30 protein-coding genes are annotated in these 23500 nt (G+C 59.1%); 11 read left to right on the top strand and 19 right to left on the bottom strand.

Translation table 11 applies throughout. The features are described 5' to 3' along the window. The first annotated feature begins 73 nt into the window (after positions 1–73). The 4 genes from ACR3E0_RS03965 to yddG all read left to right on the top strand — a co-directional run bounded on the left by ACR3E0_RS03965 (position 74) and on the right by yddG (position 4272). Positions 74–1249: an acetyl-CoA C-acetyltransferase gene (locus ACR3E0_RS03965; protein ID WP_480476375.1), complete on the top strand. Its 1176-nt coding sequence runs from the start codon at positions 74–76 to the stop codon at positions 1247–1249. Positions 1250–1436: 187 nt separating this feature from the next. Further along, the gene (gene phbB, locus ACR3E0_RS03960) at positions 1437–2159 is read left to right on the top strand and encodes an acetoacetyl-CoA reductase (RefSeq protein WP_480476373.1); all 723 of its coding nucleotides are present in this window, start codon (positions 1437–1439) and stop codon (positions 2157–2159) included. 302 nt (positions 2160–2461) lie between these two features. After that, positions 2462–3409: a transcriptional regulator GcvA gene (locus ACR3E0_RS03955; RefSeq protein ID WP_480476371.1), complete on the top strand. Its 948-nt coding sequence runs from the start codon at positions 2462–2464 to the stop codon at positions 3407–3409. Next, entirely contained in the window at positions 3406–4272 is an 867-nt protein-coding gene (gene yddG, locus ACR3E0_RS03950) for an aromatic amino acid exporter YddG (protein WP_480476369.1), read from the top strand. Before ACR3E0_RS03955 ends, yddG begins: the two co-directional genes overlap by 4 nt. On the opposite strand, the gene ACR3E0_RS03945 is transcribed toward yddG, so the two are convergent. The 3 genes from ACR3E0_RS03945 to ACR3E0_RS03935 all read right to left on the bottom strand — a co-directional run bounded on the left by ACR3E0_RS03945 (position 4269) and on the right by ACR3E0_RS03935 (position 5541). Further along, positions 4269–4433 carry a DUF465 domain-containing protein gene (locus ACR3E0_RS03945; RefSeq protein ID WP_170427814.1) on the bottom strand — a complete coding sequence of 55 codons (165 nt, stop codon included), beginning with the start codon at positions 4431–4433 and terminating at the stop codon, positions 4269–4271. The genes yddG and ACR3E0_RS03945 overlap by 4 nt on opposite strands. 122 nt (positions 4434–4555) lie before the next feature. Next, complete coding sequence (locus ACR3E0_RS03940; protein ID WP_480476367.1) at positions 4556–5329, bottom strand: tRNA1(Val) (adenine(37)-N6)-methyltransferase; 774 nt, start codon at positions 5327–5329, stop codon at positions 4556–4558. Further along, positions 5326–5541, bottom strand: coding sequence for a putative signal transducing protein (locus ACR3E0_RS03935; RefSeq protein ID WP_037316655.1), 216 nt, complete (start codon positions 5539–5541; stop codon positions 5326–5328). Before ACR3E0_RS03935 ends, ACR3E0_RS03940 begins: the two co-directional genes overlap by 4 nt. Positions 5542–5597: 56 nt before the next feature. Between ACR3E0_RS03935 and ACR3E0_RS03930 the strand changes: the two genes are divergently transcribed. Then, complete coding sequence (locus ACR3E0_RS03930; protein WP_480476365.1) at positions 5598–6596, top strand: polyprenyl synthetase family protein; 999 nt, start codon at positions 5598–5600, stop codon at positions 6594–6596. Here ACR3E0_RS03930 and ACR3E0_RS03925 read toward each other — a convergent pair. The 4 genes from ACR3E0_RS03925 to soxR all read right to left on the bottom strand — a co-directional run bounded on the left by ACR3E0_RS03925 (position 6589) and on the right by soxR (position 11455). After that, positions 6589–7410 carry a 4-(cytidine 5'-diphospho)-2-C-methyl-D-erythritol kinase gene (locus ACR3E0_RS03925; protein ID WP_480476363.1) on the bottom strand — a complete coding sequence of 274 codons (822 nt, stop codon included), beginning with the start codon at positions 7408–7410 and terminating at the stop codon, positions 6589–6591. The genes ACR3E0_RS03930 and ACR3E0_RS03925 overlap by 8 nt on opposite strands. Continuing rightward, positions 7400–9055 (bottom strand): tetratricopeptide repeat protein, encoded by a 1656-nt coding sequence (locus ACR3E0_RS03920; RefSeq protein ID WP_480476361.1) that lies wholly within the window; start codon positions 9053–9055, stop codon positions 7400–7402. Before ACR3E0_RS03920 ends, ACR3E0_RS03925 begins: the two co-directional genes overlap by 11 nt. Positions 9056–9216: 161 nt before the next feature. Continuing rightward, on the bottom strand, positions 9217–10863 hold the full coding sequence (locus ACR3E0_RS03915; protein ID WP_480476359.1) for an electron transfer flavoprotein-ubiquinone oxidoreductase: 1647 nt from the start codon (positions 10861–10863) through the stop codon (positions 9217–9219). 136 nt (positions 10864–10999) lie between these two features. Then, positions 11000–11455 (bottom strand): redox-sensitive transcriptional activator SoxR, encoded by a 456-nt coding sequence (gene soxR, locus ACR3E0_RS03910; RefSeq protein WP_480476357.1) that lies wholly within the window; start codon positions 11453–11455, stop codon positions 11000–11002. A gap of 88 nt (positions 11456–11543) precedes the next feature. On the opposite strand from soxR, the gene ACR3E0_RS03905 reads away from it, so the two are divergent. Genes ACR3E0_RS03905 through ACR3E0_RS03890 form a run of 4 tightly spaced genes read left to right on the top strand, consistent with a single transcriptional unit; the run spans position 11544 to position 13640 of the window. Beyond that, positions 11544–11924, top strand: coding sequence for a VOC family protein (locus ACR3E0_RS03905; RefSeq protein ID WP_170427775.1), 381 nt, complete (start codon positions 11544–11546; stop codon positions 11922–11924). A 47-nt stretch (positions 11925–11971) separates the two neighbouring features. After that, positions 11972–12178: a hypothetical protein gene (locus ACR3E0_RS03900; RefSeq protein WP_480476355.1), complete on the top strand. Its 207-nt coding sequence runs from the start codon at positions 11972–11974 to the stop codon at positions 12176–12178. Then, positions 12160–12630 (top strand): transcription elongation factor GreA, encoded by a 471-nt coding sequence (greA, locus tag ACR3E0_RS03895; protein ID WP_480476353.1) that lies wholly within the window; start codon positions 12160–12162, stop codon positions 12628–12630. Before ACR3E0_RS03900 ends, greA begins: the two co-directional genes overlap by 19 nt. A gap of 14 nt (positions 12631–12644) precedes the next feature. Next, positions 12645–13640: a hypothetical protein gene (locus ACR3E0_RS03890; RefSeq protein ID WP_480476351.1), complete on the top strand. Its 996-nt coding sequence runs from the start codon at positions 12645–12647 to the stop codon at positions 13638–13640. On the opposite strand, the gene ACR3E0_RS03885 is transcribed toward ACR3E0_RS03890, so the two are convergent. The 7 genes from ACR3E0_RS03885 to ACR3E0_RS03855 form a co-directional block, all read right to left on the bottom strand. After that, positions 13637–14230 carry a GNAT family N-acetyltransferase gene (locus tag ACR3E0_RS03885; protein ID WP_480476349.1) on the bottom strand — a complete coding sequence of 198 codons (594 nt, stop codon included), beginning with the start codon at positions 14228–14230 and terminating at the stop codon, positions 13637–13639. The two genes, ACR3E0_RS03890 and ACR3E0_RS03885, sit on opposite strands and share 4 nt — an antisense overlap. Then, a complete protein-coding gene (locus tag ACR3E0_RS03880; RefSeq protein ID WP_480476347.1) occupies positions 14227–15504 on the bottom strand; it encodes a molybdopterin-binding protein in 1278 nt (425 codons plus the stop codon). Before ACR3E0_RS03880 ends, ACR3E0_RS03885 begins: the two co-directional genes overlap by 4 nt. Before the next feature lie 72 nt (positions 15505–15576). Further along, positions 15577–16077, bottom strand: a complete 501-nt coding sequence (gene mobB, locus ACR3E0_RS03875; RefSeq protein ID WP_480476345.1) for a molybdopterin-guanine dinucleotide biosynthesis protein B — start codon at positions 16075–16077, stop codon at positions 15577–15579. Beyond that, positions 16074–16718, bottom strand: a complete 645-nt coding sequence (gene mobA, locus ACR3E0_RS03870) for a molybdenum cofactor guanylyltransferase MobA (RefSeq protein WP_480476343.1) — start codon at positions 16716–16718, stop codon at positions 16074–16076. The genes mobB and mobA overlap by 4 nt, the downstream gene beginning before the upstream one ends. 59 nt (positions 16719–16777) lie before the next feature. Then, positions 16778–17467, bottom strand: a complete 690-nt coding sequence (locus tag ACR3E0_RS03865) for an AEC family transporter (RefSeq protein WP_480480942.1) — start codon at positions 17465–17467, stop codon at positions 16778–16780. Between the two features lie 60 nt (positions 17468–17527). After that, entirely contained in the window at positions 17528–17656 is a 129-nt protein-coding gene (locus ACR3E0_RS03860; protein ID WP_480476341.1) for a hypothetical protein, read from the bottom strand. 115 nt (positions 17657–17771) lie between these two features. Continuing rightward, on the bottom strand, positions 17772–18713 hold the full coding sequence (locus ACR3E0_RS03855) for a formate dehydrogenase accessory sulfurtransferase FdhD (RefSeq protein WP_480476339.1): 942 nt from the start codon (positions 18711–18713) through the stop codon (positions 17772–17774). Here ACR3E0_RS03855 and ACR3E0_RS03850 point away from each other — a divergent pair. Next, entirely contained in the window at positions 18712–19428 is a 717-nt protein-coding gene (locus ACR3E0_RS03850; protein ID WP_480476337.1) for an AzlC family ABC transporter permease, read from the top strand. The genes ACR3E0_RS03855 and ACR3E0_RS03850 overlap by 2 nt on opposite strands. After that, on the top strand, positions 19425–19757 hold the full coding sequence (locus ACR3E0_RS03845; protein ID WP_480476335.1) for an AzlD domain-containing protein: 333 nt from the start codon (positions 19425–19427) through the stop codon (positions 19755–19757). The genes ACR3E0_RS03850 and ACR3E0_RS03845 overlap by 4 nt, the downstream gene beginning before the upstream one ends. On the opposite strand, the gene ACR3E0_RS03840 is transcribed toward ACR3E0_RS03845, so the two are convergent. From ACR3E0_RS03840 to ACR3E0_RS03820, 5 genes are all read right to left on the bottom strand, one after another. Then, entirely contained in the window at positions 19746–20378 is a 633-nt protein-coding gene (locus tag ACR3E0_RS03840) for a hypothetical protein (protein ID WP_480476333.1), read from the bottom strand. The genes ACR3E0_RS03845 and ACR3E0_RS03840 overlap by 12 nt on opposite strands. A 17-nt stretch (positions 20379–20395) precedes the next feature. Next, the gene (locus ACR3E0_RS03835) at positions 20396–20530 is read right to left on the bottom strand and encodes an aa3-type cytochrome c oxidase subunit IV (RefSeq protein WP_480476331.1); all 135 of its coding nucleotides are present in this window, start codon (positions 20528–20530) and stop codon (positions 20396–20398) included. Positions 20531–20597: 67 nt separating this feature from the next. Beyond that, complete coding sequence (locus tag ACR3E0_RS03830; protein WP_480476329.1) at positions 20598–21158, bottom strand: hypothetical protein; 561 nt, start codon at positions 21156–21158, stop codon at positions 20598–20600. Beyond that, positions 21145–22983 carry a glycerophosphodiester phosphodiesterase family protein gene (locus ACR3E0_RS03825; RefSeq protein WP_480476327.1) on the bottom strand — a complete coding sequence of 613 codons (1839 nt, stop codon included), beginning with the start codon at positions 22981–22983 and terminating at the stop codon, positions 21145–21147. The genes ACR3E0_RS03830 and ACR3E0_RS03825 overlap by 14 nt, the downstream gene beginning before the upstream one ends. A 64-nt stretch (positions 22984–23047) precedes the next feature. Then, a complete protein-coding gene (locus ACR3E0_RS03820; RefSeq protein WP_480476325.1) occupies positions 23048–23500 on the bottom strand; it encodes a DUF6173 family protein in 453 nt (150 codons plus the stop codon).

The raw sequence follows: 23500 nt of genomic DNA, 5'->3' as shown, positions 1-23500 counted from the left end.
TTCAGGAGAACGCGTCTCCACTGCCTGCGCCGTCAGATTTCCCTCAGGACCATGACGGTAAAGGACTGACCATATGACCAACGTAGTAATCGCATCCGCCGCACGCACGGGCGTCGGCAGCTTTAGTGGCTCGTTTGCGAACACCCCCGCACATGATCTGGGCGCTGCCGTTCTGGAAGCAGTCGTAGAACGCGCCGGGGTCGAAAAGGGCGAAGTGAGCGAAACCATCATGGGCCAGGTGCTGACCGCGGCTCAGGGCCAGAACCCCGCCCGCCAGGCGCATATCAATGCAGGTCTGCCGCAGGAAAGTGCGGCCTGGGGCATCAATCAGGTTTGTGGCTCGGGCCTGCGTGCCGTGGCACTTGGCGCGCAGCACATTCAACTGGGCGATGCGGACATCGTCGCAGCCGGCGGACAAGAGAATATGACCCTGTCACCCCACGCTGCCGCACTGCGCGCGGGCCACAAGATGGGCGACATGAAATACATCGACACGATGATCCGCGACGGATTGTGGGACGCGTTCAACGGCTACCATATGGGTCAAACCGCCGAGAATGTTGCCGAGAAATGGCAGATCAGCCGCGACCAGCAGGACGAATTCGCCGTTGCCAGCCAGAACAAAGCCGAAACCGCGCAGAAAGCCGGCAAGTTCGCGGACGAGATTGTGCCCTTCACCATCAAGACCCGTAAGGGCGACATCGTGATGGACAAGGACGAATACATCCGCCACGGCGCCAACATGGAAGCGATGGCCAAACTGCGCCCTGCCTTTGCCAAAGAGGGGTCTGTGACCGCTGCAAACGCATCCGGCCTGAATGACGGTGCCGCAGCGACCCTGCTCATGTCGGCTGAAAACGCCGAAAAGCGCGGGATCGAACCGTTGGCGCGCATCGCCTCATATGCAACGGCTGGCCTTGATCCGTCGATCATGGGTGTCGGCCCGATCTACGCCTCGCGCAAAGCGCTGGAAAAAGCAGGTTGGTCGATTGACGATTTGGACCTGGTCGAAGCAAACGAAGCTTTTGCTGCACAGGCCTGCGCCGTGAACAAGGACATGGGCTGGGATCCGTCGATTGTAAATGTGAACGGTGGCGCCATTGCGATCGGCCACCCCATCGGTGCCTCGGGCTGTCGGGTTCTCAACACGCTGCTGTTCGAAATGAAACGCCGCGACGCCAAGAAGGGCCTTGCTACCCTCTGCATCGGGGGCGGCATGGGCGTGGCCCTGTGCGTGGAGCGTGACTGAATGCGCTGAGTCCCGACTCAAAAAGGGCGCCCCAGTGGCGCCCTTTTTTGTTACAATTCAACCCTATCAAACAGATGCGACGATATTGTCACCCCGAAAGCAAAGAAACACCGCGAAACAATATTGCGCATCTGCTGCTCTCAGAGTAACAGCATTACCAAGCCGACTTAATTTGGAGGATTCCTAAATGGCACGTACAGCACTCGTCACCGGCGGTTCCCGCGGCATCGGCGCCGCAATTTCCAAGGCGCTCAAGGCCGAAGGATACAATGTTGCCGCCACCTATGCGGGGAATGACGAAGCCGCAGCGAAGTTTTCCGAAGAAACCGGCATCGCCACTTACAAATGGAACGTCGCAGACTATGACGAATCCAAAGCCGGAATCGAGAAAGTCGAAGCCGAGGTCGGCCCAATCGACGTCGTCGTGGCCAATGCGGGTATCACCCGGGACGCGCCGTTCCACAAGATGACACCGGAGCAATGGCATCAGGTCATCGACACCAACCTGACCGGCGTCTTCAACACGGTTCACCCGGTCTGGCCCGGAATGCGCGAGCGTAAATTCGGACGCGTCATCGTGATCAGTTCGATCAACGGTCAGAAAGGTCAGTTCGCGCAGGTCAACTATGCCGCGACCAAGGCTGGCGATCTGGGGATCGTCAAGTCGCTGGCACAGGAAGGTGCCCGCGCTGGCATCACCGCAAACGCAATCTGCCCCGGCTACATCGCAACCGAGATGGTCATGGCCGTGCCGGAAAAAGTCCGTGAAGCGATCATCGGGCAAATCCCTGCCGGACGTCTGGGTGAGCCCGAGGAAATTGCACGCTGCGTGGCCTTTCTGGCCTCGGACGACTCGCAGTTCATCAATGGTTCGACCATTTCGGCGAACGGCGCACAGTTCTTCTCCTGATCGACCACAGCAAACGAACAAGGGCCGGTCCAGCAGGACCGGCCCTTTCTGTATCCCGTAAGAACACGCGCGCTGTGTTCAGCGGGAACCGAACAACCAGTTAAGCGCGCGAGTGATCACTCTGGACCGTTCAATATGCGCGCGCTGAAAGGCGCGGGCAGCAGCGGGGTTGGTGGTGACCTCGATCATGGCAGTGTTCCTTTCAGATCAGTTTCGTTTGACTTGACCCGAATATGCGCCTTAAATCGTTAATCGACAAACGAGCTTTTTGGATGTTCAATTAAGAATAACTTATGTGAAAAATGAGCGACTACCTGCCCCCTTTGACTGCTCTGCGCGCCTTTGATGCAGCCGCACGGCATATGTCATTTGCAAAAGCGGCCGCGGAGTTGCATGTCACCCCGGCCGCCCTGTCCTTTCAGATCAAATCGCTTGAGGAACATCTGGGCCGCCCCCTGTTCCATCGGTTGAATCGCGCGGTTGAACTGACCGAAGCCGGGCGGGCCCTGGCCCCCGGGGCCGCCGAAGGGTTTGCGGCCCTGCAGGCCGCATGGCGCGCCGTTTTGCGCCAGGACGATGACACCAGCCTAACCGTCACCGCAGGGCCTGCACTGACCGCAAAGTGGCTCGCGCCGCGGCTTTACGATTTTGCCCGGGCCCATCCCGAGATTGACCTGAAGTTTTCAGCCACACTCCGCAATATGGACCTGGAGCGGGATGATGTGGATGTCGCCATTCGGTTTGGCTATGGGCAGGATGACGGGTTGTTTTCGGTCCCCGTCAGAGAAGAATGGCTGACACCGGTGATGACCCCGGAGCTTGCCGAGCAATTCCGGACACCCGACAGCCTGAAAGACGCACCGTTGATACATGATGACTCGATCAGCTATCTGACACCCCCATGTGATTGGCCTGCGTGGTTCAGGGCGGTGGGGATCGAGTTCGTTCCGACGCACGGCGCGCATTTTTCAAACGCGGACCACGCGATCAATGCAGCGGTGGCCGGTGTTGGCGTCGCGCTGGGCCGTCGCGCGATGATCCTCAAGGATCTGACCGAAGGCCGATTGGTGGCCCCGTTCAAAACCGCCATCGAGACCAAAGCCCGTTTTCGGTTTCTGTGCCTGCCCGGGGCGGAAAAGCGACCTCAGATCGCGGCCTTCAAAGACTGGTTCATGACCGAGATTGAAAAAACCGCCCACATATCGGATGAGTTCAGAATCGTGCCGATTGAAGAGGTGTCTGGACAGTGACCAAAACACGCGCGACAGCGATCGGCTTTGGCGCCGTTCTCCTTTGGTCTCTGCTGGCACTGTTCACCGTCGGGTCTGCGCCAACGCCCCCCCTGTTGCTGAACACCATCTGCTTTTCCATCGGTGGAACGCTTGGCCTGATCTGGGCGGGATCATCGGGCGGGCTTGGGCAACTGCGGCACGTCAGATGGACGACATACCTGTTCGGCGCGCTGGGATTGTTTGGGTATCACGCGCTGTATTTCTCCGCGCTGCGGATGGCGCCTGCGGCCGAGGCCGGGCTGATCGCTTATCTCTGGCCGCTGCTGATCGTGTTGTTCTCCGGCCTGTTGCCCGGAGAACATCTTCGTATCGGACACCTCCTAGGGGCGTGTTTGGGGTTCGCCGGGGCCGCCGTGATCATCGCCGGAGGCGGCGGAGCCGGCTTTCAGATTCAGCACTTGCCGGGCTATGCGCTGGCCCTGTTGTGCGCCCTGACATGGTCCGGTTATTCGGTATTGTCCCGCCGTTTGGGCGATACGCCAACCAGTTCCGTTGCAATCTTTTGCATTGCCGCCGCGATAGCCTCGGGAGCGTTGCATTTGGGACTGGAGGAAACGGTTTGGCCGGCCGACACAATCGGGTGGATTTCAGTGCTCGCGCTTGGGCTCGGACCGGTCGGTCTGGCGTTTTATGTCTGGGATATCGGGGTCAAACGCGGCGACATCCAAATCCTTGGAACCGCGTCCTATGCGGCCCCTTTGCTGTCGACACTGGCGCTGGTGCTGGCCGGTTTCGCCGCCCCGTCCTGGGGTTTGGCGATTGCGGCGCTGTTGATTACCGGCGGTGCCGCAATTGCGGCACGCGCCAGCCTGAGACCTTAGGTGGACAGGCGTTCGATTTCTTCTTTTAGCTTGAGCTTTTGTTTTTTGAGCTGGGCGATATGGAGATCATCGATGCCTGGCGAGCGTTGGGCTTCTTCTACTTCAAGACCGAGAGATTCGTGTTTCTTCTTCAGTTCCGTCAGATGTGCGCTCACGCTCATGGCGATCCTCCTTCTTTACGTGTCTGAGTGTCACGTAAGAAGTTGATCACATCGTTTCCACCCTGTCACGCCGCAGACGCACAGATTCTGTCATAAATCCGACAATTTCGGCTGGTCGTTGCTTATACCGCGCTGAAACCGGGGAGCGCGGCACCCTGTCGCAAAACGGAGGAGATTTCGGGCGCATAGCTTTCGCCGTCCTTTTCGTGGGTGTCTCCGGCATGCAGAACCAACGGTGCGTGCAGTTGAAATGCGCCCTTTCCGCCCTTGCGGGCCCGCAGGATCACCAGTTCTGCGCTGCGTGATCTGCGCGGGCTCAGCGGCAGGACCTCGATCGAGCCCAATAGACCTGAACACGCCGCAAGCATATCCGGTAGCCGGTCGGCTTTTTGGATCATGTGCAAATATCCGCGGGGGGTCAGGCGTTTGGCGGCCACTTCAATCCAATCTGACAGTGGCGTCCGTTCGCCCAGCGCAATTTGTCGTCCACCATCATGTGCGGGACTATGCGCACCGGCCCGGTAATAGGGCGGGTTGGCGATGACATGATCGAATTGCCGTTGGCGCAGATCGTGCGGCAGGCCGTTCAAGTCCGCCTCGATGACATCCAGTGTGGCACCATTCTCTGCCGCGTTCCGGCGGGCAAGTTCTGCATATTCTGGCTGAATTTCAACCCCGATCAGGCGCAGGTCCGGGACCCGGGCAGCAAGGCACAGAATCGCTGCCCCGGCGCCGCATCCAAGTTCCAGCACGGATTGGCCGGGCGTCGCAGGGACAGACGCGGCGAGCAGGACCGGATCCACACCTGCGCGGTATCCTGATCGGGGTTGCCACAATCGCAACTGCCCACCCAGAAAGTCGTTGCAGGTCAGATCACTGTCATCGAACCGGGTCATCGCCCCAGGGGAATCTCGTTGTCGCGCATCACGCGTTCCGCCCGCGTCAGATCGTCTGCGCGAACCATCAGGCGCCGGGGGAAGATTCCGATGCCGCCTTCGAGGATGCTCATATTTACGTCCATCTGAAAGCAGTCTATATCCTCGCCCTCAAGAAGAGCGGATGCAAAGGCCAGGATTGTCGGATCGGTGCTGCGCAATAGTTCTTTCATGGGGATGGATGTAAGGGCAAGGCGTGGCAGAAGTCGAGCCTTGTATCAGGAGTTTGATGACCGTCAGCACAATCTCGAAACCGCATGAGCGGCTGGCCGACATCCTGGCCGGTGAAATGGATGCCGTAAACACTTTGATCCGCACCCGCATGGCGTCCGAACACGCGCCGCGAATCCCCGAGGTAACGGCACATCTGGTCGAAGCCGGAGGCAAACGTCTGCGTCCGATGCTGACCCTCGCCTCCGCCCGCCTGTTTGGGTATTCGGGTGACCACCATGTGCGGTTGGCCGCAACGGTCGAGTTCATCCATACCGCCACCCTGCTGCACGACGACGTGGTGGACGAGAGCGCCCAACGCCGCGGTCGGCCCACGGCAAACCTGCTGTGGGATAACAAATCCAGTGTGTTGGTCGGTGACTATCTGTTTTCCCGCAGCTTCCAACTGATGGTGGAAACCGGCTCGCTTCGCGTATTGGACATTCTGGCCAACGCCTCGGCGACCATTGCCGAGGGTGAGGTGCTGCAAATGACCGCAGCAACCGATCTGGGTACGGATGAAGGCGTGTATCTGCAGGTCGTGCGTGGCAAAACAGCAGCGCTGTTTTCTGCCGCAACTGAGGTCGGTGGCGTGATCGCAGGCGCGTCTGATACGCAGGTCAAGGCGCTGTTTGACTATGGTGACGCGCTGGGGATTGCCTTTCAAATTGCCGATGATCTGCTGGACTATCAGGGCGATAGCAAAGCGACCGGCAAGAACGTCGGCGACGACTTCCGCGAACGCAAGCTGACGTTGCCAGTGATCAAGGCTGTGGCACAGGCCACGCCTGAAGAACGTGCGTTCTGGCAGCGCACAATCGAAAAAGGCCGTCAGCAAGACGGCGATCTGGAGCACGCCCTTGGGCTGATGAACAGATACCAGACGCTCGAAGCGACCCGGCAGGATGCGCTTGGCTGGGCCAACAAGGCCAAAGCGTCACTGGACTTTCTGCCGGATCACGAGATCCGCACATTGCTGCGCGATCTGGCGGATTACGTGGTGTCGCGGCTCAATTAAGCTGGGTTGCGCGGCACCACCAGTCTGGATGTGCCGCGCCGATCTCATAAGCTGCAAAATGGGCCGCCTTCATAGACGGATATAGCGCAAAACAGGTCGAACCTGACCCGGACATACGAGCCATCAATGCACTGTTGGTTCCTCTGAGTTCATTCAGAAGAAGCTCGATTTCACGCGCGACTCCCATGGCTGGAACTTCCAGGTCATTGCGCTGCTCCCTGAGCCAACAGGCGCAGTCTTCGGCAGTTTCGAATTCCGGAATGACCTCGGGCATGGGCGGGTTATCCCGAATTGCCAAAACCTTGAATACAGAACCTGTGGGGACCTCAACTCCGGGATTGACCAGCACGGCGGGCAGAGTTGGCAGGGTCACTGAATCAAGTTGATCACCTATGCTCTGCATCCTTGTCGGCTTGGCTGCCAAACACACCGGGACGTCAGCACCCAGCGCAAGTGGAACCTCGGCCGAAATGGCGAGTCCTTGACCTGATAGTGCCCGAAGAGTCGCCGCCGCATCAGATGATCCGCCGCCAATTCCTCCTCCATGCGGCAACACCTTGTTCAAATCGATATACCCCGTCCAGCCCACAGCCTCAGCGGCTTTCCACACCAGATTGCGACTGTCTGCAGGTACACCCGCGGCGTGTTCTCCGGTGACTGAAATCGACAACTCACGACCCGGCGTGAACTGCAATCTGTCGCCGACATCCGCAAAAACAACCAGCGAATCCAACAGATGATAGCCATCGTCCCGTTGGCCGGTCACATGCAGGGTCAGGTTGATCTTGGCCGGCGCGAAGGCCTCAGTTGCCATTGGCAACCTTCAAGGGATCTGCACCTTCCTCGGCCAGAACAGCATCCAGACCAATGTCCAGCTTGCGGCGAATGCGTTCCGGGTCGGCCTCTCCGTCTGTGTCTTGGGGATCCACAAACGAAAGCGCTCTTTTCCACTGAAACTCGGCCTCGCGCGCACGTCCGACGGCCCAGTAGACATCTCCCAGGTGATCGTTGACCACCGGGTCGACCGGCATCAGTTCGACCGCGCGCTCCATGTGGTCCACCGCCTCATCATAGCGGCCAAGGCGAAACAAAACCCAGCCCAGACTATCAACGATGTAACCGCTGTCGGGTCGCGCCGCGACAGCCCGTTCGATCATGTCCAGCGCCTCATCCAATTTCTCCCGACGCTCAACCAACGAGTAGCCAAGATAGTTCAGCACCTGCGGTTGATCGGGGTTCAGTTCCAGCGCACGGCGGAAATCGGCCTCGGCCTCATCCCAGCTTTTGAGACGCTCATGCGAGATGCCCCGGGCGTAGTGCAGAAACCAATTGCCGCTGGCCGCACTGTCGGTCAATCCAATGGCGGTATCGTAGGAGGCAACCGCCGCCTCATAGTTTTCCTGGCGACGCTGCAAATCGGCAAGAGCGACATGAACACTGGGCAAGTCTGGTCGCTGCGCGGCCAGTGTCTGGAGAACTTCGGTGGCGGCGTCGGTTTTTCCGGATCGTCCCAAGACCTCGGCCCGACCCAGTTCCGCCGCGTGGTAGTCGGTGCTGCCCGGCGGAACCATGCGGTATGCCGCCACGGCCAGATCGTACTGATCCAGTTGGTCCAGCAACTCGGCGGTCAGCAGGATTGCGTCCACATGGTCCGAGCGCAGAAACGTCGCTATTCGCGCATAAAGCAATACATAGTCATGCGAGGCTTCGGCATTGAGTGCCGCGCCGACAGAAAAATACACTTCGGCCATTCCGTCGGTTGCTGAGCGTACATGCGTGAAGGGCAGAGTTTCGCCAGCCGTCAAACGACCCACGTAATCTTCAATGGACGGATCATTGCCCGCAGCGAACACGTCATCCAGAAAAGCAATTGCTTCTTCGTTGCGATCCAGCTGTGACAGGACTTCGGTCCGCGCCAATGCCGCGCGCCTCGAAAACTGGGAGACGACACCGTCATCCGCCGCGAAAATCGCCTCGGCCCCTTCGAAATCTCCGATCGAGGCCAATGCCATCGCTTTGTGATAGAACGCAAACTCTTTCAGGCCTTCCTGAGTGGACACAGTGTCAAACTGTTCCATCGCTTTGGTCAATTCGCCCTGACCCATATAGGCCCAAGCGGTCATCAACCCGTCTACAAGCGGACCAACGCCTTGTGTTTCGGGGTCGCGCGCCAGAAGGCCATCCAGATCTTCCCCCGCAATCAGATTTGCCGAAATCACCATGCGCGCCGCCTGATTGGGCAATCCCGCATCTTCGATGGTTTGTGCAATCGGCAATGCACGTTCGATTTCGCCAAGTGCGACACGCGCCAACAGGACGCTTTCCAACAATTGCTCGTTCTGAGGATCGAATTTCAGCGCCTGGGCATAGTATCTTTCAGCGGCCGAGTAATCACTTTCATAAATCGCCTGACGTCCAGCCAGATAAGATCCGGCCGCCGTCTCCGAATACACGGGCATGGCGAGCGAAGAAGAGAGCAACACGGCAAGCGCCGCGCGTCGAACCAGGGAAACCACCGATATCCTGCCTTGCTGTCGTTGACTGACAGACAAGCTAGGGCTTTGGCCTGAAAGAGGCAATGGCAGAGCCTTCACGACCCCGCCAGTGCCCCGGTTCCCGCCTACATATTTGGATAGTTTGGGCCATCCCCGCCTTGAGGCGTGGTCCAGTTGATGTTCTGGCTCGGATCCTTGATGTCGCAGGTCTTGCAGTGAACGCAGTTCTGGAAATTGATGACGAATCGCGGGCCCTCGTCATCCTCGACCACCTCATAAACGCCTGCCGGGCAATAGCGCTGCGCCGGTTCATCGAACTTGGGCAGGTTCACTTTGACCGGGATGTCAGGATCGCCCAGATGCAGGTGGCAGGGCTGGCTTTCCTCGTGATTGGTCATCGCAAACGAAACGTTGGTCAGACGGTCGAAGGACAGCGTGCCATCGGGTTTGGGATAGTCGATTTCCGTGTGTTGGCTGGTATCCTCGGTCGCCTCGGCGTCGGTCTTGCCATGGCCCAGCGTGCCGAACAGCGAAAAGCCCAGCGTATTGGTCCACATGTCCAGACCACCCAAAGCCAGCGAGGGGATGAGACCCCATTTCGACCACATCGGTTTGACGTTGCGCACCTTCTTGAGGTCCTTGCCGATGGCGCCGTCACGCACCTCCGCCTCATAGGCTGTCAGTTCATCTCCGGAACGGTCGGCCTTGATGGCGTCGTGCGCTGCCTCGGCCGCAGCGATGCCGGACAGCATCGCATTATGGTTGCCCTTGATGCGCGGCACGTTGACCATACCGACCGAGCACCCAAGCAGTGCAACGCCCGGCGCAACCATCTTCGGCATCGACTGATAACCGCCTTCGGTGATCGCCCGCGCGCCGTAAGCCACGCGTTTGCCGCCTTTCAGCAGGTCAGCCACCATCGGGTGATGCTTGAAGCGCTGGAACTCCATGTAAGGGTAGAGGTACGGGTTCTTGTAGTTCAGATGCACCACGAAACCCACATAGACCTGGTTGTTTTCAAGATGATAGATGAACGACCCGCCACCCGCGTTGCCGCCCAGTGGCCAGCCCATGGTGTGGGTAACCGAGCCTTGCTTGAACTTGGCCGGGTCGATCTCCCAGATTTCCTTCATGCCAAGGCCGTATTTCTGCGGCTCTTTTCCGGCCTGCAGATCGTATTTGGCAATCACTTCCTTGGACAGCGACCCGCGCACACCTTCGGACAGGAAGACGTATTTGCCGTGCAGTTCCATACCCGGTTCCGTGTTGGGACCATAGGAACCATCGGGTTCCAGACCAAACACACCGGCCACGACGCCTTTGACCTCGCCGTTCTCTCCATAAACCATCTCGGAACAGGCCATGCCCGGGAAAATTTCAACCCCAAGCTCTTCGGCCTGTTCGGCCATCCAGCGGCAGACATTGCCCATCGACACAATGTAGTTGCCATGGTTGTTCATCAGCGGCGGCATCGGCCAGTTGGGGACACGGATCTGACCGGCCTCCCCCAACATGTAGAAGTGATCTTCGGTCACCGGTGTGTTCAGCGGCGCGCCTTTTTCCTTCCAGTCCGGGATCAGCGCATCCAAGCCACACGGGTCCAAGACGGCCCCAGACAGGATATGTGCGCCAACCTCAGAGCCCTTTTCCAGAACAACGACATTCAGGTCGGCATCCAGCTGTTTCAGACGGATGGCCGCTGACAGGCCTGCGGGACCTGCGCCCACGATCACCACGTCATATTCCATCGCTTCGCGTTCAATTTCGGCCATCGCGGGCTCCTTAGCTAACTTTCCGAATTGGCGCTCTCACCGCATGGTCTGCGCAATTTTGTTTCACGGTTGATTACATGGCTGGAAAGACATTGGTCAATCGAAACACGGCGTAACAACGCCGCAATGCGGCAAATCAGCCATCGGGCGCATCACCCATCAGGTATCTGGGGCCGCTACCATGAGATTTAGCGCGATCATCGGGGTTGTAGAGGGCGCATTTCGGCAAGCTCAGGCATCCGCACCCGATGCAACCATCCAGATCGTCGCGCAATCGGGTCAGTGTGTCGATTCTCTGGTCCAGATGCGCGCGCAACAGAACACTGATGTCCTGCCAGTCTTTCGGCGTTGGCGTGCGGTTTCCCGGAAGGCCGCTGAGTACCTCACGAATTTCCGGCAAGGTCAGACCAAACTGCTGCGCGATCATGACAAAACTCAGGCGTCGGATGTCGGCGCGCTGATATCGCCGCTGTCCTCCAGCGTTACGCCAGGGCGAGATCAGACCCTGCGCTTCGTAATATCGAATTGCCGACACGGCCAGCCCGGTGCGTTTCGCCAATGCGCCAATCGCCAGCCCTTCAGACACCGCCATGCCATCCTCCCAAAAAATAGCTTGACCTAAAGTTAGGTTTAGAAATTACGGTGAGTCGGGACAAACCTCAAGACGAAAAGGAGAGCCCATGATGGCATCGCTTGAACATACCAATTTTACCGTACGCGATCCCAAGGCATCGGCGGCGTGGATGCAAAAGGTTTTTGGCTGGAAAACCCGCTGGGAAGGACCGGCCATTGCCGGAGGCTACACGGTCCATGTCGGCAGCGCACACACTTATCTGGCGCTGTACGCGCCCGGCGACCCGAAACCGGCTGGCGAAAGCAGCTATGACATCGTGGGAGGCCTGAATCACGTGGGTGTTTTGGTCGAAGATATCGACGCGACCGAAGCCAAGGTCCGCGAAGCCGGGTTCACCCCTCATAATCACGCCGATTACGAGCCGGGAAAACGCTTTTACTTTGACGACGACGACGGCATCGAGTTCGAGGTGGTTCAATATGATTGAGATGTTGTGGCTCTGCACGCCTCCGAATCGATGGCGCACAGGTCGACATGCCGACCATCGCCATCGTCGGCACCCTCCCCAGCCCGAGCGGCGCCAAGCCGCAAGTTGAACAACCGAAATATTGTGGCCTCTTGCAATTTCCGCGCCATTTAGGTCAGGTATTCAACGACCCATCCTTCGCCCCGACGCTTCCTGTGCGGCGGGGCGACTCAATTTTTGCGTGGACGAAGAAAAAATGGAAAAGATTCCCATGACGCCCGCGGGCAATGCCGCGCTCGAGGCTGAGCTGAAAAACCTCAAATCCGTCGAGCGTCCGGCGATCATAGAAGCGATTGCTACGGCACGTGAGCTCGGTGACCTGAAAGAAAACGCCGAATACCATTCGGCGCGCGAAAAACAGGGCTTTATCGAAGGTCGCATCAAAGAGCTTGAGGGGATTCTGTCCCTTGCGGACGTGATCGACCCCAGCAAACTGAACGGCGCGATCAAGTTTGGCGCCAAGGTCACATTGGTGGATGAGGACACCGACGAGGAAAAGACCTGGCAGATCGTCGGTGAATACGAAGCCAATATCGAAAACGGCCTGCTGAACATAAAATCGCCGATCGCCCGTGCCCTGATCGGCAAGGATGAAGGCGACAGCGTTGAGGTTCGCACACCCGGCGGACTACGCTCTTATGAAGTTCTGAGTATCGAATACGCCTGACAGGAGCGTATGCCATGACGTCGCAAAATCCTGATCCAGAGACCGAACGGCCAACCTCGCTTGGGATTTATGATCGCCCGAAACGCCCGTCCGTGACCGGAATCGAGATTGCCGCCCTTGTGCTCAGCGTAGTCTGGCTGGTGGTCTCGGTCGTGTTCCTGGTTATGCCGGACGCTGAACAGGGCGGCGGCTTTGTCGTGACGTTCCTTGCGGTATTCATGCCCGTGGCGATGATCTGGGTTGCCGCCATGGCGATGCGTGCCAGCCGGATCATGCGCGAGGAAAGCGCCCGGCTGCAAACTGCAATCGACGCAATGCGCAATGCCTATGTTGTTCAGCAACAGCGCGCCGCAAGCACCACTGAGTCAGCCGTCAGCAAAAAGCTTGAAGAAATCGCCGCCACGGCCAAAAAGGCCGAGCATGCGCTCGCCACGTTCTCATCCAAGCGTGCAGAGACCGGGGCCGGTTCTGCGCAACCTCCGAGCCGGAATGACCAGACATCGCTGGAACTTGGCACGCCCGCCGAAGCGATCGCGCCGCCGCTTGAGACCGGCATCTTCATCCGGGCCCTGAACTTCCCGGAAACCGAGAACGACACCGAAGGGTTCAACGCCCTGCGAATGGCGCTGAAGGACCGCAAAACCGCGCAATTGGTGCAGGCATCAGAGGACGTTCTGACCTTGCTCAGCCAGGAAGGCATCTACATGGACGACTTGCGCCCCGATATGGCAAGGCCCGAAATCTGGCGTCAGTTTGCGCAAGGTGCGCGTGGTCGCGCAGTTGCGGCGTTGGGGGGTATTCGCGACCGGTCATCTCTTGCACTGACCGCGGCCCGGATGAAGCAGGATCCGATTTTCCGGGATGCGGCACATCATTTCCTTCGGCGCTTTGATACCATGATCGTTGCATTCGAACCCAACGCAAGCGATGCCGAACTGACGGCCCTGGGCGATACCCGGACCGCGCGCGCCTTTATGCTGTTGGGGCGCGTGGCAGGTACGTTTGACTAATCTGGAGTGACCGCCCAGCTCATCTTTGTGGCGCTTCCAAACCCAAAGATATGCCTGAATGGCCCGGTCTGTTCCTGACCCACAGCCCGAAACCCCTGACGTTCGTACAAGGCACGTGCGCGTGGGTTCGTGTCGATCACGTCCAACTGAACCTCTGACATACCCAAACGCCGTGCCTCATCCTTGATGGCTGTCAGAAGCGATGTTCCAACACCTTTCCCGCGTGCCTCTGCGGCGACAAAAATACCGTCCATCTGAAAAACGCCGGGCTTCAGGTTGCGCTCGAGAACACTGAGGATCAAAGCGCGCCACATCGCGCCAAACCACCCGTATACGCGACTCAGATCGGACAGGCTGCCGCCGCTAAAGGCGCCCTCTTGGGTCTTGAACCCGGCAAGCCCCAACATGAGGCCCGATGGGTCCCGTGCAACCAGCGCGAATTCGGGGTTCAAACTCTGCTCAAAGAACGCCAGACCTTTTTCATCTGGCCCCATGACCTTGTGCAGCTTTGCGGAAAACGCGTGCCAGAACAGCGCTGCGGCCTGGGGCCGCTCTGTGTCATCGAACCCACGCGAGATGGTGACGGTCACAGGCCGAAGCTCCCGAACGGAATAAACCGCACTGGGTCGCCGGGCTTGATATCTCGCGCCCCATCTTCGATCTCGACCAGCCCCTCGGCCCAGCTGAGCCCGCTGATACGACCCGAACCCTCAGAATGGAATGCCTCTGCCCGGCCGTCGCGCACGCGGGCCCTCAGATACTCTCGGCGGCCCGGCTTCTTGCGTTTCTCGAATGCGGCCGGCACGTCGAACCCTTGGGGTTCGCTCCACCCCTGCCCGGCCATCAGTCCAAGGGCTGGGCGCGCGAAAACCAAGGTGCACACCATCGCTGCCACTGGGTTACCCGGCAGGCCAAAGACCGGTGTGTGCGACCACATTCCCAGTGCAAGGGGCCTCCCGGGCTTAAGGGCAATCCGCCATTCCTGCATGGCCCCGGCCTCACGCAGCAAGGCCGAGACGTGGTCTTCATCCCCGGCGGACGCGCCACCGCTGGTGAGAACCACATCCGCCCGTTGCGCCGCCATGTCCAATCGCGCGCGAAGCGCGTGGCGATCGTCGCCGACCCGGCCCATATCGACCGGCACATATCCCATCCGCTCGATCAGGGACAACAACATGGGGCGGTTGGCGTCAAATATCTGTCCGGGTCCGGCGGTTTCGCCGGGTTCCACAAGTTCATCTCCGGTGGACAGGACCGCAACGCGCAGCGGTTCGCGTACCTCGATCCGGTCAGTACCAACCGCCGAGAGCAAGGCCAGATCAGCCGGAGTCACCTTGCGCCCGGCCGACAAGGCAACGTCGCCTTCAACCACATCTTCGCCGGCGCGCCGCGTGTTCGCACCCTGTTTCAAGGGGCCGCGAAACGCGATGTGCCCATCTTGGACAGTTACATCCTCTTCCAGAATGACCGTATCCACACCCTCTGGCAGCGCCGCTCCTGTCAGGACGCGCAGCGCCCGACCCTCGGGTACAGCGTCGTCGAACGGGATGCCCGCAGCCGCGCGGCCCGCAATCAGGGGCATGACCCGAGCACCTTCCGGCGCTGGTCCGGCGAAACCGTATCCATCCACCGCAGTATTGGGTTGCGGCGGGTTCGACCGTTTCGCCACGACATCCCTGGCCAAAATGCGCCCCGCAGCCTGCGTCAGCGCGACGGTTTCGACGCCTGCAACCACCGTCAACCTGTCGCGCAACAGCGCCAGCGCATCATCAACAGGCGTCCAATCCACCCCGGCTGGCAACGCGAAACAGTCGTTGCGCAGCGGCGGCGGGGAAATGTCCGGCGTGGCATGCGGTTTACTCAATTTCTGATCTTCCCCTTGTTTTGATGGCGTTGATCGTCCGGTCCATTCAGACCTTTGACAATCGGATTCGGATCACGCTACCCCGAGTCCGACCTCTTGCAGAACGAAATCCGCGATCCCAGAAGTGTCGTTCAGATCAAGAACCGGGCGGTCCAGATCCATTGGCGTGTCACTGGCAACGGCCCGGATCGTTGAATCCCCGGTCGCAATCAGTGGATTGCCCGCTTCGGCTCGAAATGCCTCGATTTTTGGGTGCCGTTCGCGCTTGTAGCCTTCGACAAGCACCAGATCGACGGGAGTCAGACGCGCCAATAAGGTCTCCAGTTTGGGTTCTGAGGCTCCACGCAATTCCTGCATCAGCGCCACGCGCTGACCCGAGGCCAGCAACACCTCGCGAGCGCCCGCCATCCGATGCCGGTGGCTGTCCGTGCCTTTCTGGTCCACGTCAAAGGCGTGGTGCGCGTGCTTGACCGTCGAGACGGAAAACCCGCGCCCGCTGATCTCGGCCACCAGACGCTCCATTAATCCGGTTTTGCCTGCATTCTTCCAACCGGTCACGCCGTATATTCTCATGCACGCTCCAGCAGCTCTTGGGCCCGTTGCAGGTCTTCCGGCGTGTTGACATTGAAGAATGGATCAAATGGCTGAGCCGGAAACAGCGCTTCCCGACCGTCATGCTTGTCGGTCCATAGCACAACCTTGCGCAGGCCATCGTTCAGCGCGGCCCGCAAGTCGTCCCGCAGCGCGACAGGCCAGAGACCAAAGGTGGGATGCCGATTGACTCGCTTGCCGCCACCGGATTTCAATGCGGCCTCATCAGTGCGGGGCGTGGTCGCCATGACCAGCGGATGCACCTGCCCTTGTGCCACCTGCATCAGATGGTCGACCAGATTGAGTGGAAAAAATGGCGTGTCGGCTGCCGCTGTGACGATGGCTGCGGCCCCCTGTTCGGCGGCCCAGTCCAGACCGGCCAGCACGCCCGCCAAAGGACCGGCAAACCCCTCAATCGAATCCGCAATGATGGGCAGGTTCAGGTGGGCAAATCGCTCCGGATCCCCATTGGCGTTCAGAGCCAGACCGTCCACCTGCGGGTTCAGTCGGTCGACCACGCGCGACAACAGGCTTTGCCCGCCCAGGTGCAGCATTCCTTTGTCCCCGCCGCCCATGCGGGTTGCAAGTCCGCCTGCGAGTATGACCCCTACGGGACGCGTCATTCCAGCTCCTGATCTTTTTCAGTTGAATGGCGTTGGTTCCCGCCCTTCTTACGTCGAACTCAGTTCAATTGGAACGCGGTTGGATGAAGATGATGCAGGACAAACAGCCACATGATCAGAGTGCCAACTGCCAGAAACGAGGTCGCCGAGACAGTATGCGCCGCAAGCTCGGGTTCCTGATTGTAGTACGTGGCCAGCAGGAGGATGTTCTTTGCTGTCGGAACAGCGACCGATATGGTCGCCGCAATTGTCCATAGCGGGTCCAACCCGATCAGATGCGCCGCCAAAATAACAAGCCCCGGTGCGACAATAAGCTTGGTCAATGTCAGGAAAAGGATCATCGGGCCGGTTTGTACAATCGCGCGCACGCGGCTGGTGAACCCAATCGCGAACAGGACAACTGCAGCCAGCGCCTGACTGAGCAGTTCGAGATAATCCGAGACTGAATCGGCAAACCCCAGACCGGTGAAGGAATAGGCCACACCCAATACCGTTGCAGCGACGATCGGGTTTTTCAGCACGTTCAGGACAATACTCGAAACCGGTGTTTTTTCCGGCGCATTGTGCCCGGCAGACGTTTCCAGAATTATGGTCAGGATCAACAGCAATATGACGACCACGAGGTTCGCCAACACCGCCGGAAGCGCTCCGCTGGCCCCAAAGATCGAGTGGAGGATGGGCAATGCGACAAGTGCGGTGTTCGAGGCAACTGCAGCGAAAGCGGCAATGGTCGCTGACCCAACCTGCAGTCTGAGAATGTGTTAGAAACCCAAATACAACACCGCGAAAAACAGAGTCAGGGCCCCGCCCTAGGCGATGTAAAAGCCGTAGTTGAGCAGGTTTTCGAACTCTTCCTGGCCGATCAGGTAGAACATGATCGCCGGGATCAGGACGTAGACAGCAAACTGAACCAGAGCGTCGGACGTGTCCTCGTACACAAGCTTGGTCTAGGCAAATGCGTACCCTGTCAAAATGACTGCAAAAGGGCTCATCCCAAAGATTTTCAGGACAATTCCGGCAACTGCAGCTTCCCGGAGACAGCAGCAGAAAAGTTCAGGCTTCCGAGCTCTTTCGTCTGTGTTTTTTGTCTTCGACGGGTACCGAGGCGGGGTCGACGTCCCGGACCAAACGATCCTCGCCCGACAGACACACAAAGCGTTGACCCCGCATTCGTCCGATCAGTGTCAACCCGACCTCGCGGGCAATCTCGACACCCCATGCCGTGAACCCGGATCGCGACGCCAGCACCGGGATACCCATCATCGCGGTCTTAATCACCATCTCCGAGGTCAGACGACCGGTTGTGTAGAGTATCTTGTCCTCCGCCCCCTCGCCTTCAGACAGCATCCAGCCCGCAATCTTGTCGACCGCATTGTGGCGGCCCACATCTTCCATGTAAACCAATGGACGGTTTTGGTGGCACAGCACAGTGCCGTGAATTGCGCCTGCTTCCAGATACAGCGACGGGGTGCGGTTGATCTTGGCCGCCAGTTCGTAGAGCCAAGAGGTACGCACCGGCAATTGCGGCAGACACACGTCCTCCAGCCCTTCCATCATGTCGCCAAAAACGGTGCCGACGGCACAGCCGCTGGTCCGGGTCTTTTTCTTCAGCTTGTCCTCGTACGAGGTCTCCCGCGCGGTTCGGACCACCACGGTTTCCAGATCGTCGTCATAATCGACGCGCGTGATGTCGTCATCTGCCAGCAGCATGCCTTGATTGCGCAGAAATCCCAGCGCCAGATACTCGGGATAATCGCCGATGGTCATGGCCGTCACAATCTCCTGCGCGTTGAGGAAGATTGTCAGCGGCCTTTCCTCGACCACGGAAATCTCGCTGAGTGCGCCGTTCTGATCCACCCCTTCGACCGCGCGGGTCAGGCGCGGCGCGCGCGGATCCGGGGCGATGATGAAATCCGAGACATCCAGTTCCTTGGCCAATTGCAACCCTTTCCCAAGACAGCTACTGCTGCTGCCAACACCATAGGATTTAGCCATGGCAATCACCACATCCAAGTCGTACTTCTGGAAGGGTTTTCGCGACGGGTCGCCATTCGTCTTCGTGGCTGTCCCGTTCGGCTTGTTGTTCGGCGTGTTCGCCACTGAAGCCGGGCTGGACATCGTGCAGACCATTGCCTTTTCCGCGACCGTTTTTGCGGGTGCCGCACAGTTCACCGCGCTGCAATTGCTGCAGGAACAGACCCCAACAGCGATAGTTCTGGCGTCGGCATTGGCCGTAAACCTGCGGGTTGCGATGTATTCAGCGTCTCTGACACCTTTTCTGGGCGCCGCGCCGCTTTGGCAGCGGGCCTGCGCCGCCTATTTCACGGTTGATCAATCCTATGCCTGCTCAATCGTTCAGTTCGAAAAAGAACCAAGGATGACCTTGCCCCAGCGGATGGCCTACTTTTTTGGCTCCGTGACCCCGATAACGCCGTCATGGATCCTGGCCACCTACCTAGGGGCCGTTCTAGGCACCCAGATACCGGAAAGCTGGGCGTTGGATTTTGCCTTGCCGATCACCTTTCTTGCCATGGTCGGCCCAATGATGCGGACCCTGCCGCATGTCATCGCCGCATTGGTGGCTATTGTGTTCTCTCTGTTGACCGTTGCTGTCCCCTTCAACCTTGGCCTGCTGATCGCCGGCGCAGTGGGCATGATGGCAGGTGCACAGGCAGAACTGGTGCTGGAACGCAGAAAGGCCCGGATATGACACAGATCGATCCCACAACGATGTGGTTGATCATCGTCGGGCTGGCCATCGGCAGTTTTGCCCTGCGGTTTGTATTCATTGGCTTTGTCGGGGACCGACCGATGCCCCCCTGGCTGCTGCGTCATCTGCGATACACGGCCGTTGCGATCCTGCCAGCTCTGATCGCGCCGCTGGTTGTCTGGCCATCAGCGACAGAAGGTCAGCCGGACCTGGCCCGTATGGCCTCGGCAGCGGTTGCGCTGTCCGTCGGGGTGATCACAAAGAATGTACTAGCGGCCATCGTTACCGGGGCCATCACACTGTACGGATTGCTGTTCTTACTGGGATGAGGTGGCGTCCAGCTGGTTCAGGCGCGCGTTGTTGGCTGCCAGTCCCTTTTGCAGGTCCGCATCGTCATTTTCCCGGTATTCTTCAGTGATCACACCGGGAATCTGTCCGAACTGATCGGACAGCTTAACCGGAAAGAACGTGACATCGATCTCCTCGAACCCGGGCACCTGTTGCAGTATTCGTGCCGTCGAGTTGGCGCAATACGCTCCCGGAACTGGCCCTGTCTGCTTGGCCAGTTGATAGGCGATTTCAGCCTGCTGAGGTGTCACCTGGATTGTCTGGATGCGCGCATAATGCGTTTCGCGAGCATGCGAGCTGCGATACGCACGTTCGACTGCTGGTGTGATGCCATAGAGAATATCATCTCTGGACGGAACGATATCCGCCTGAAAGGACCCGGCAGGGTCAAAAATGATGCGTTCCCGTGCGCTGATCATGAGCGACGTGTGTGCCCCTGATCCGGTCCGGGTGTTGATCATCGTATAGAGCGTCAGGGTCGACGGGCCGGGACTGCTGTAAGACCGAGATACAATCTCAGCCTGATCCGCTTGCGGCCGTTTGGATACCGCGCAGCCCGCGACGGTTGCCGCCAAAAGGCAAGCAATCAGAATCCTGAACACGCTCAACCTCGGACCACTCAGGAGGCGAAGACAGCCAGGAACAGCAAGATAAAGGCGATGGCGACGACGCACCAAACGGTGGCCTTGATAAACCCGTCAAAGGTTTTGGTTTGAACGTCGATATCCATTTCGCCGTGTTCGTGATCAGCCATGTCTCAAAGATTCCCAATTCGCGTGATTATCGGTTGAATAATGGAAAACACGGGGCCTGTCACCACGTCATTCGCGCGCAGGTTCACGTGCCCCAAGGACCGAGCACCCCGGATACCCAAACCCCCATCGCCACGGCAGGCCGCTGCAAGGCCCGCCACCAAAACGCACGGCGCCAAACATGGCATCGGCGGTCAAAGAATGGACCATGCGCACCTGATCCGGCGTCATGTCATACCTGCGCGCATACTCCGCCGCGTGGTCATTGCCATGTGCCTTGACGCAGGTCCGCAACGTCTCATCGGCGGACAGGCGGGCGACATAGCTGTCCTCGGCGCGCAACGCGCCACCTGCGTTGTGGTAGGCCCGGTCGTGAATCACGCAACACCCCTCCCACGGCGGTTGCGCCTCATACAGCTCCTCAATCTGCGGGAACGTATCTGCAACCCAGCGCCAACTGGCCGACAAGCCGCCCGAGCACCCATCCGATTCAAACGGTGTCAACTCGGCGGTACCGCGCTGCGCAATCAAGGCGCGATGTGCAGGCAACTCAAAACTGCGCATCAGGTCCTGTGCCGACGCCGGGGCGCAGACCACCGTCAGGAGTAGGATCAGGCTAGGGACTCGCATCGCGCATCGCCTCGGTGTCAACCTTCATGCCAAAAGTGGTTGCAAGCCACAGCAGCAGTCTTTCACCCGGTCCCATTTCGGCACGCACGCGCAGAACCTCTTTCGCCATCGCGGGGCGGTCCGTGATCAGGCCGTCCACGCCCATCGAGGCCATGGCCGACATTTGCAGCGGGTCGTTGACTGTCCAGACATAGATGTCCTTGCCCGCGTCTTGCACGGAACGGATCAGACCCGGCGATACCATGGCAGCATTGACGGCAACGAAATCTCCTTCAAGCCCGGCAAGATCGCCGATCGCGGTTGCTGCCAGCACCCCCGCGCGCCAGTCCGGGCGCAAGGCTTTCATCTTTTGAACGGCCGGGTACTTCAGCGACATGGTGGAGATGTCGTTCTGCATTCCCAACTCCTCAACCAGGTCAGCAACGCGGTTTTCCAGATCGACGTCATGGCCGTAATACTTGAGTTCGATGACGACCTTGGCACTGCCTTTGGCTGCCAACAGGACGTCCCGCAGGGTCGGCGTGCGCTCAGCGGCATAGTCAGGTCCGAACCAGCTGCCGATATCGATTTCAGCGACATCTGACATCGTGGCATCCCAAACCTTCAGATCCACCCCGGCCAGCTTCATGAAATCGCTGTCATGGGCAACAATCACCACGCCGTCTGCGGTTTCCTGAACGTCGATCTCGACCCAGTCTGCACCATCCTCAATGGCCTTGAGCACCGAAGCCATCGTGTTCTCGGGGCGCAGAGCGGCTGCCCCGCGGTGGCCGATGACATCCGCATGATCCGGTGCCTGCACGCGCTCCAAAAGGCTCTGTCCGAACCACAATCCCAGCAACAGAGCAGCCACGGCCCCGCCGACGGTGGCGAGAACCGGGGCATTCAGCTTCCTCGGCTCGGGATGCGGCAGGTTTTTGGGATCCGTATCAAAAAATCCATCCAGCAAAACGGCCAATGCGCCCAAGGCTGTCGCAGCAAGGACAAGGCCCGCCAAAGACCAGACCGCAGCGACGATCAAACTGAGCGTCAAAGCAAATCGCAGGTTCACACCGTCCTGCAGCGGCACAAGGGCAAACAACAGCCCGGCTACAGAGGCAATCAGTGCCGCAATCACAAAACGAAGGCCCAGCCACAAAGCCAGTTCGATCTTGAGGCGACCGCGCCTGCCGTCCATCCGCGCGACACTGGTCTGGAATGCCGATTTTGGCGCGCAGTTTTCAAAAAGGACAAGGTGCAGGGCCAGTGCCCAACCCGACAATCGACGGATCAGGACCCAGGCCAAGGCAAGAACCAGAATACCGATCAGAATGCTCGCGACCCAAAAGACGGGTGGATGAAACGTCAGGTAGTAGTTGATGTCATATTCGGTCAGCGTCCACCACGCGATCACACCCGCCACAGCGAGAAAGGGCAACGCAAGGGCCAACAGGCGCAATATGAAGCGAACGGCGAAAACAAACAGGGCCGGCAGGCGCGACAGGATCAGAGCGATAGCTGCGCTCCCCGCGCGCCACGGGTCCGTTTTGGTCATTCGCAATGATCCCGCCATGACGGAAAAGACAAAGACTTCGGCCATCAAAAACAGCCCAAGCACAACGAGGGCCGCTATGAACCCAACTGGCGAAAAGAGGAACATCGCAATGTCCTGATCCGTCAGCGCCGACTGGTCTGACAGGGACACCGCCAGATTGACCGCCATTGCGACGCCCGGTGCGATCAAGGCAACAAGCAGCAATCGTACCGCAACATAGATTGGCAAAAAGACGCGACGCCGGGCCCACGCCCTTGCGTAGGCAGTTGTAACGGTTGAGAAATAAGTCACGCGCGGGCCTCCGAAACGATCCGGTCATTCAAGGCCGGGCGAGCGTCAAATGCAAGTCGCGCGGTCAGCTGTCCTCAAGATCCGCCGCAAGACGGAACCCAATGCGGTTGGCCGGTTTGTCCTCGACGGACTTGGGCAGGGCGCGCAGCATGACGTTCAACTGGCTGACATGCTGCACCAGTTGGGTACGTGCACCGGTCCCGTCCGAGCCATAAAAGGTGATGATATCGGGATCGAAGTATCCCATCCCTTCGATCCGCATCACACCCGCATCTCCGCCGGTAAATCCCATGGCAACTTCCTGGTCGCCATCCAGTGTCTCTTCGAAATTCTGAATGTATAGGATCAGGCGTTCATAAGCCCATTGCGCCGGGCTTTTGCTTGCAACCGGCTTTTGCAGAGTTTCGGGCAAATCCTTCGTCCCGGACTCGGCCTCGGGATTGCAATGCACCTCGTGACAGCGCGGCAATGCGGCTGCTTCGGCAGCCTCGGCTGAGGTTTCGATCTTGTCCTGCAT

This window comes from Ruegeria sp. AJ12, assembly GCF_056536245.1.
The sequence above is the reverse complement of the archived record's forward strand: the minus strand, read 5'-3'. Positions and strand labels throughout refer to the sequence as shown.

Bases quoted from the DNA above. Each gene is read 5' to 3' on its own strand.
- ACR3E0_RS03920 (WP_480476361.1), bottom strand. From the start codon at position 9,055: ATGCCCGTGTATTCGGAGACGGCGGCCGGATCTTATCTGGCTGGACGT.
- mobA (WP_480476343.1), bottom strand. From the start codon at position 16,718: ATGACGCGTCCCGTAGGGGTCATACTCGCAGGCGGACTTGCAACCCGC.
- ACR3E0_RS03955 (WP_480476371.1), top strand. From the start codon at position 2,462: ATGAGCGACTACCTGCCCCCTTTGACTGCTCTGCGCGCCTTTGATGCA.
- ACR3E0_RS03900 (WP_480476355.1), top strand. From the start codon at position 11,972: ATGCCGACCATCGCCATCGTCGGCACCCTCCCCAGCCCGAGCGGCGCC.
- ACR3E0_RS03850 (WP_480476337.1), top strand. From the start codon at position 18,712: ATGGCAATCACCACATCCAAGTCGTACTTCTGGAAGGGTTTTCGCGAC.
- ACR3E0_RS03940 (WP_480476367.1), bottom strand. From the start codon at position 5,329: ATGACCCGGTTCGATGACAGTGATCTGACCTGCAACGACTTTCTGGGT.
- greA (WP_480476353.1), top strand. From the start codon at position 12,160: ATGGAAAAGATTCCCATGACGCCCGCGGGCAATGCCGCGCTCGAGGCT.
- ACR3E0_RS03925 (WP_480476363.1), bottom strand. From the start codon at position 7,410: ATGGCAACTGAGGCCTTCGCGCCGGCCAAGATCAACCTGACCCTGCAT.
- ACR3E0_RS03820 (WP_480476325.1), bottom strand. From the start codon at position 23,500: ATGCAGGACAAGATCGAAACCTCAGCCGAGGCTGCCGAAGCAGCCGCA.
- ACR3E0_RS03855 (WP_480476339.1), bottom strand. From the start codon at position 18,713: ATGGCTAAATCCTATGGTGTTGGCAGCAGCAGTAGCTGTCTTGGGAAA.
- ACR3E0_RS03945 (WP_170427814.1), bottom strand. From the start codon at position 4,433: ATGAGCGTGAGCGCACATCTGACGGAACTGAAGAAGAAACACGAATCT.
- ACR3E0_RS03930 (WP_480476365.1), top strand. From the start codon at position 5,598: ATGACCGTCAGCACAATCTCGAAACCGCATGAGCGGCTGGCCGACATC.
- ACR3E0_RS03915 (WP_480476359.1), bottom strand. From the start codon at position 10,863: ATGGCCGAAATTGAACGCGAAGCGATGGAATATGACGTGGTGATCGTG.
- ACR3E0_RS03935 (WP_037316655.1), bottom strand. From the start codon at position 5,541: ATGAAAGAACTATTGCGCAGCACCGATCCGACAATCCTGGCCTTTGCA.
- phbB (WP_480476373.1), top strand. From the start codon at position 1,437: ATGGCACGTACAGCACTCGTCACCGGCGGTTCCCGCGGCATCGGCGCC.
- ACR3E0_RS03845 (WP_480476335.1), top strand. From the start codon at position 19,425: ATGACACAGATCGATCCCACAACGATGTGGTTGATCATCGTCGGGCTG.
- ACR3E0_RS03905 (WP_170427775.1), top strand. From the start codon at position 11,544: ATGATGGCATCGCTTGAACATACCAATTTTACCGTACGCGATCCCAAG.
- soxR (WP_480476357.1), bottom strand. From the start codon at position 11,455: ATGGCGGTGTCTGAAGGGCTGGCGATTGGCGCATTGGCGAAACGCACC.
- ACR3E0_RS03835 (WP_480476331.1), bottom strand. From the start codon at position 20,530: ATGGCTGATCACGAACACGGCGAAATGGATATCGACGTTCAAACCAAA.
- mobB (WP_480476345.1), bottom strand. From the start codon at position 16,077: ATGAGAATATACGGCGTGACCGGTTGGAAGAATGCAGGCAAAACCGGA.
- ACR3E0_RS03830 (WP_480476329.1), bottom strand. From the start codon at position 21,158: ATGCGAGTCCCTAGCCTGATCCTACTCCTGACGGTGGTCTGCGCCCCG.
- ACR3E0_RS03965 (WP_480476375.1), top strand. From the start codon at position 74: ATGACCAACGTAGTAATCGCATCCGCCGCACGCACGGGCGTCGGCAGC.
- ACR3E0_RS03890 (WP_480476351.1), top strand. From the start codon at position 12,645: ATGACGTCGCAAAATCCTGATCCAGAGACCGAACGGCCAACCTCGCTT.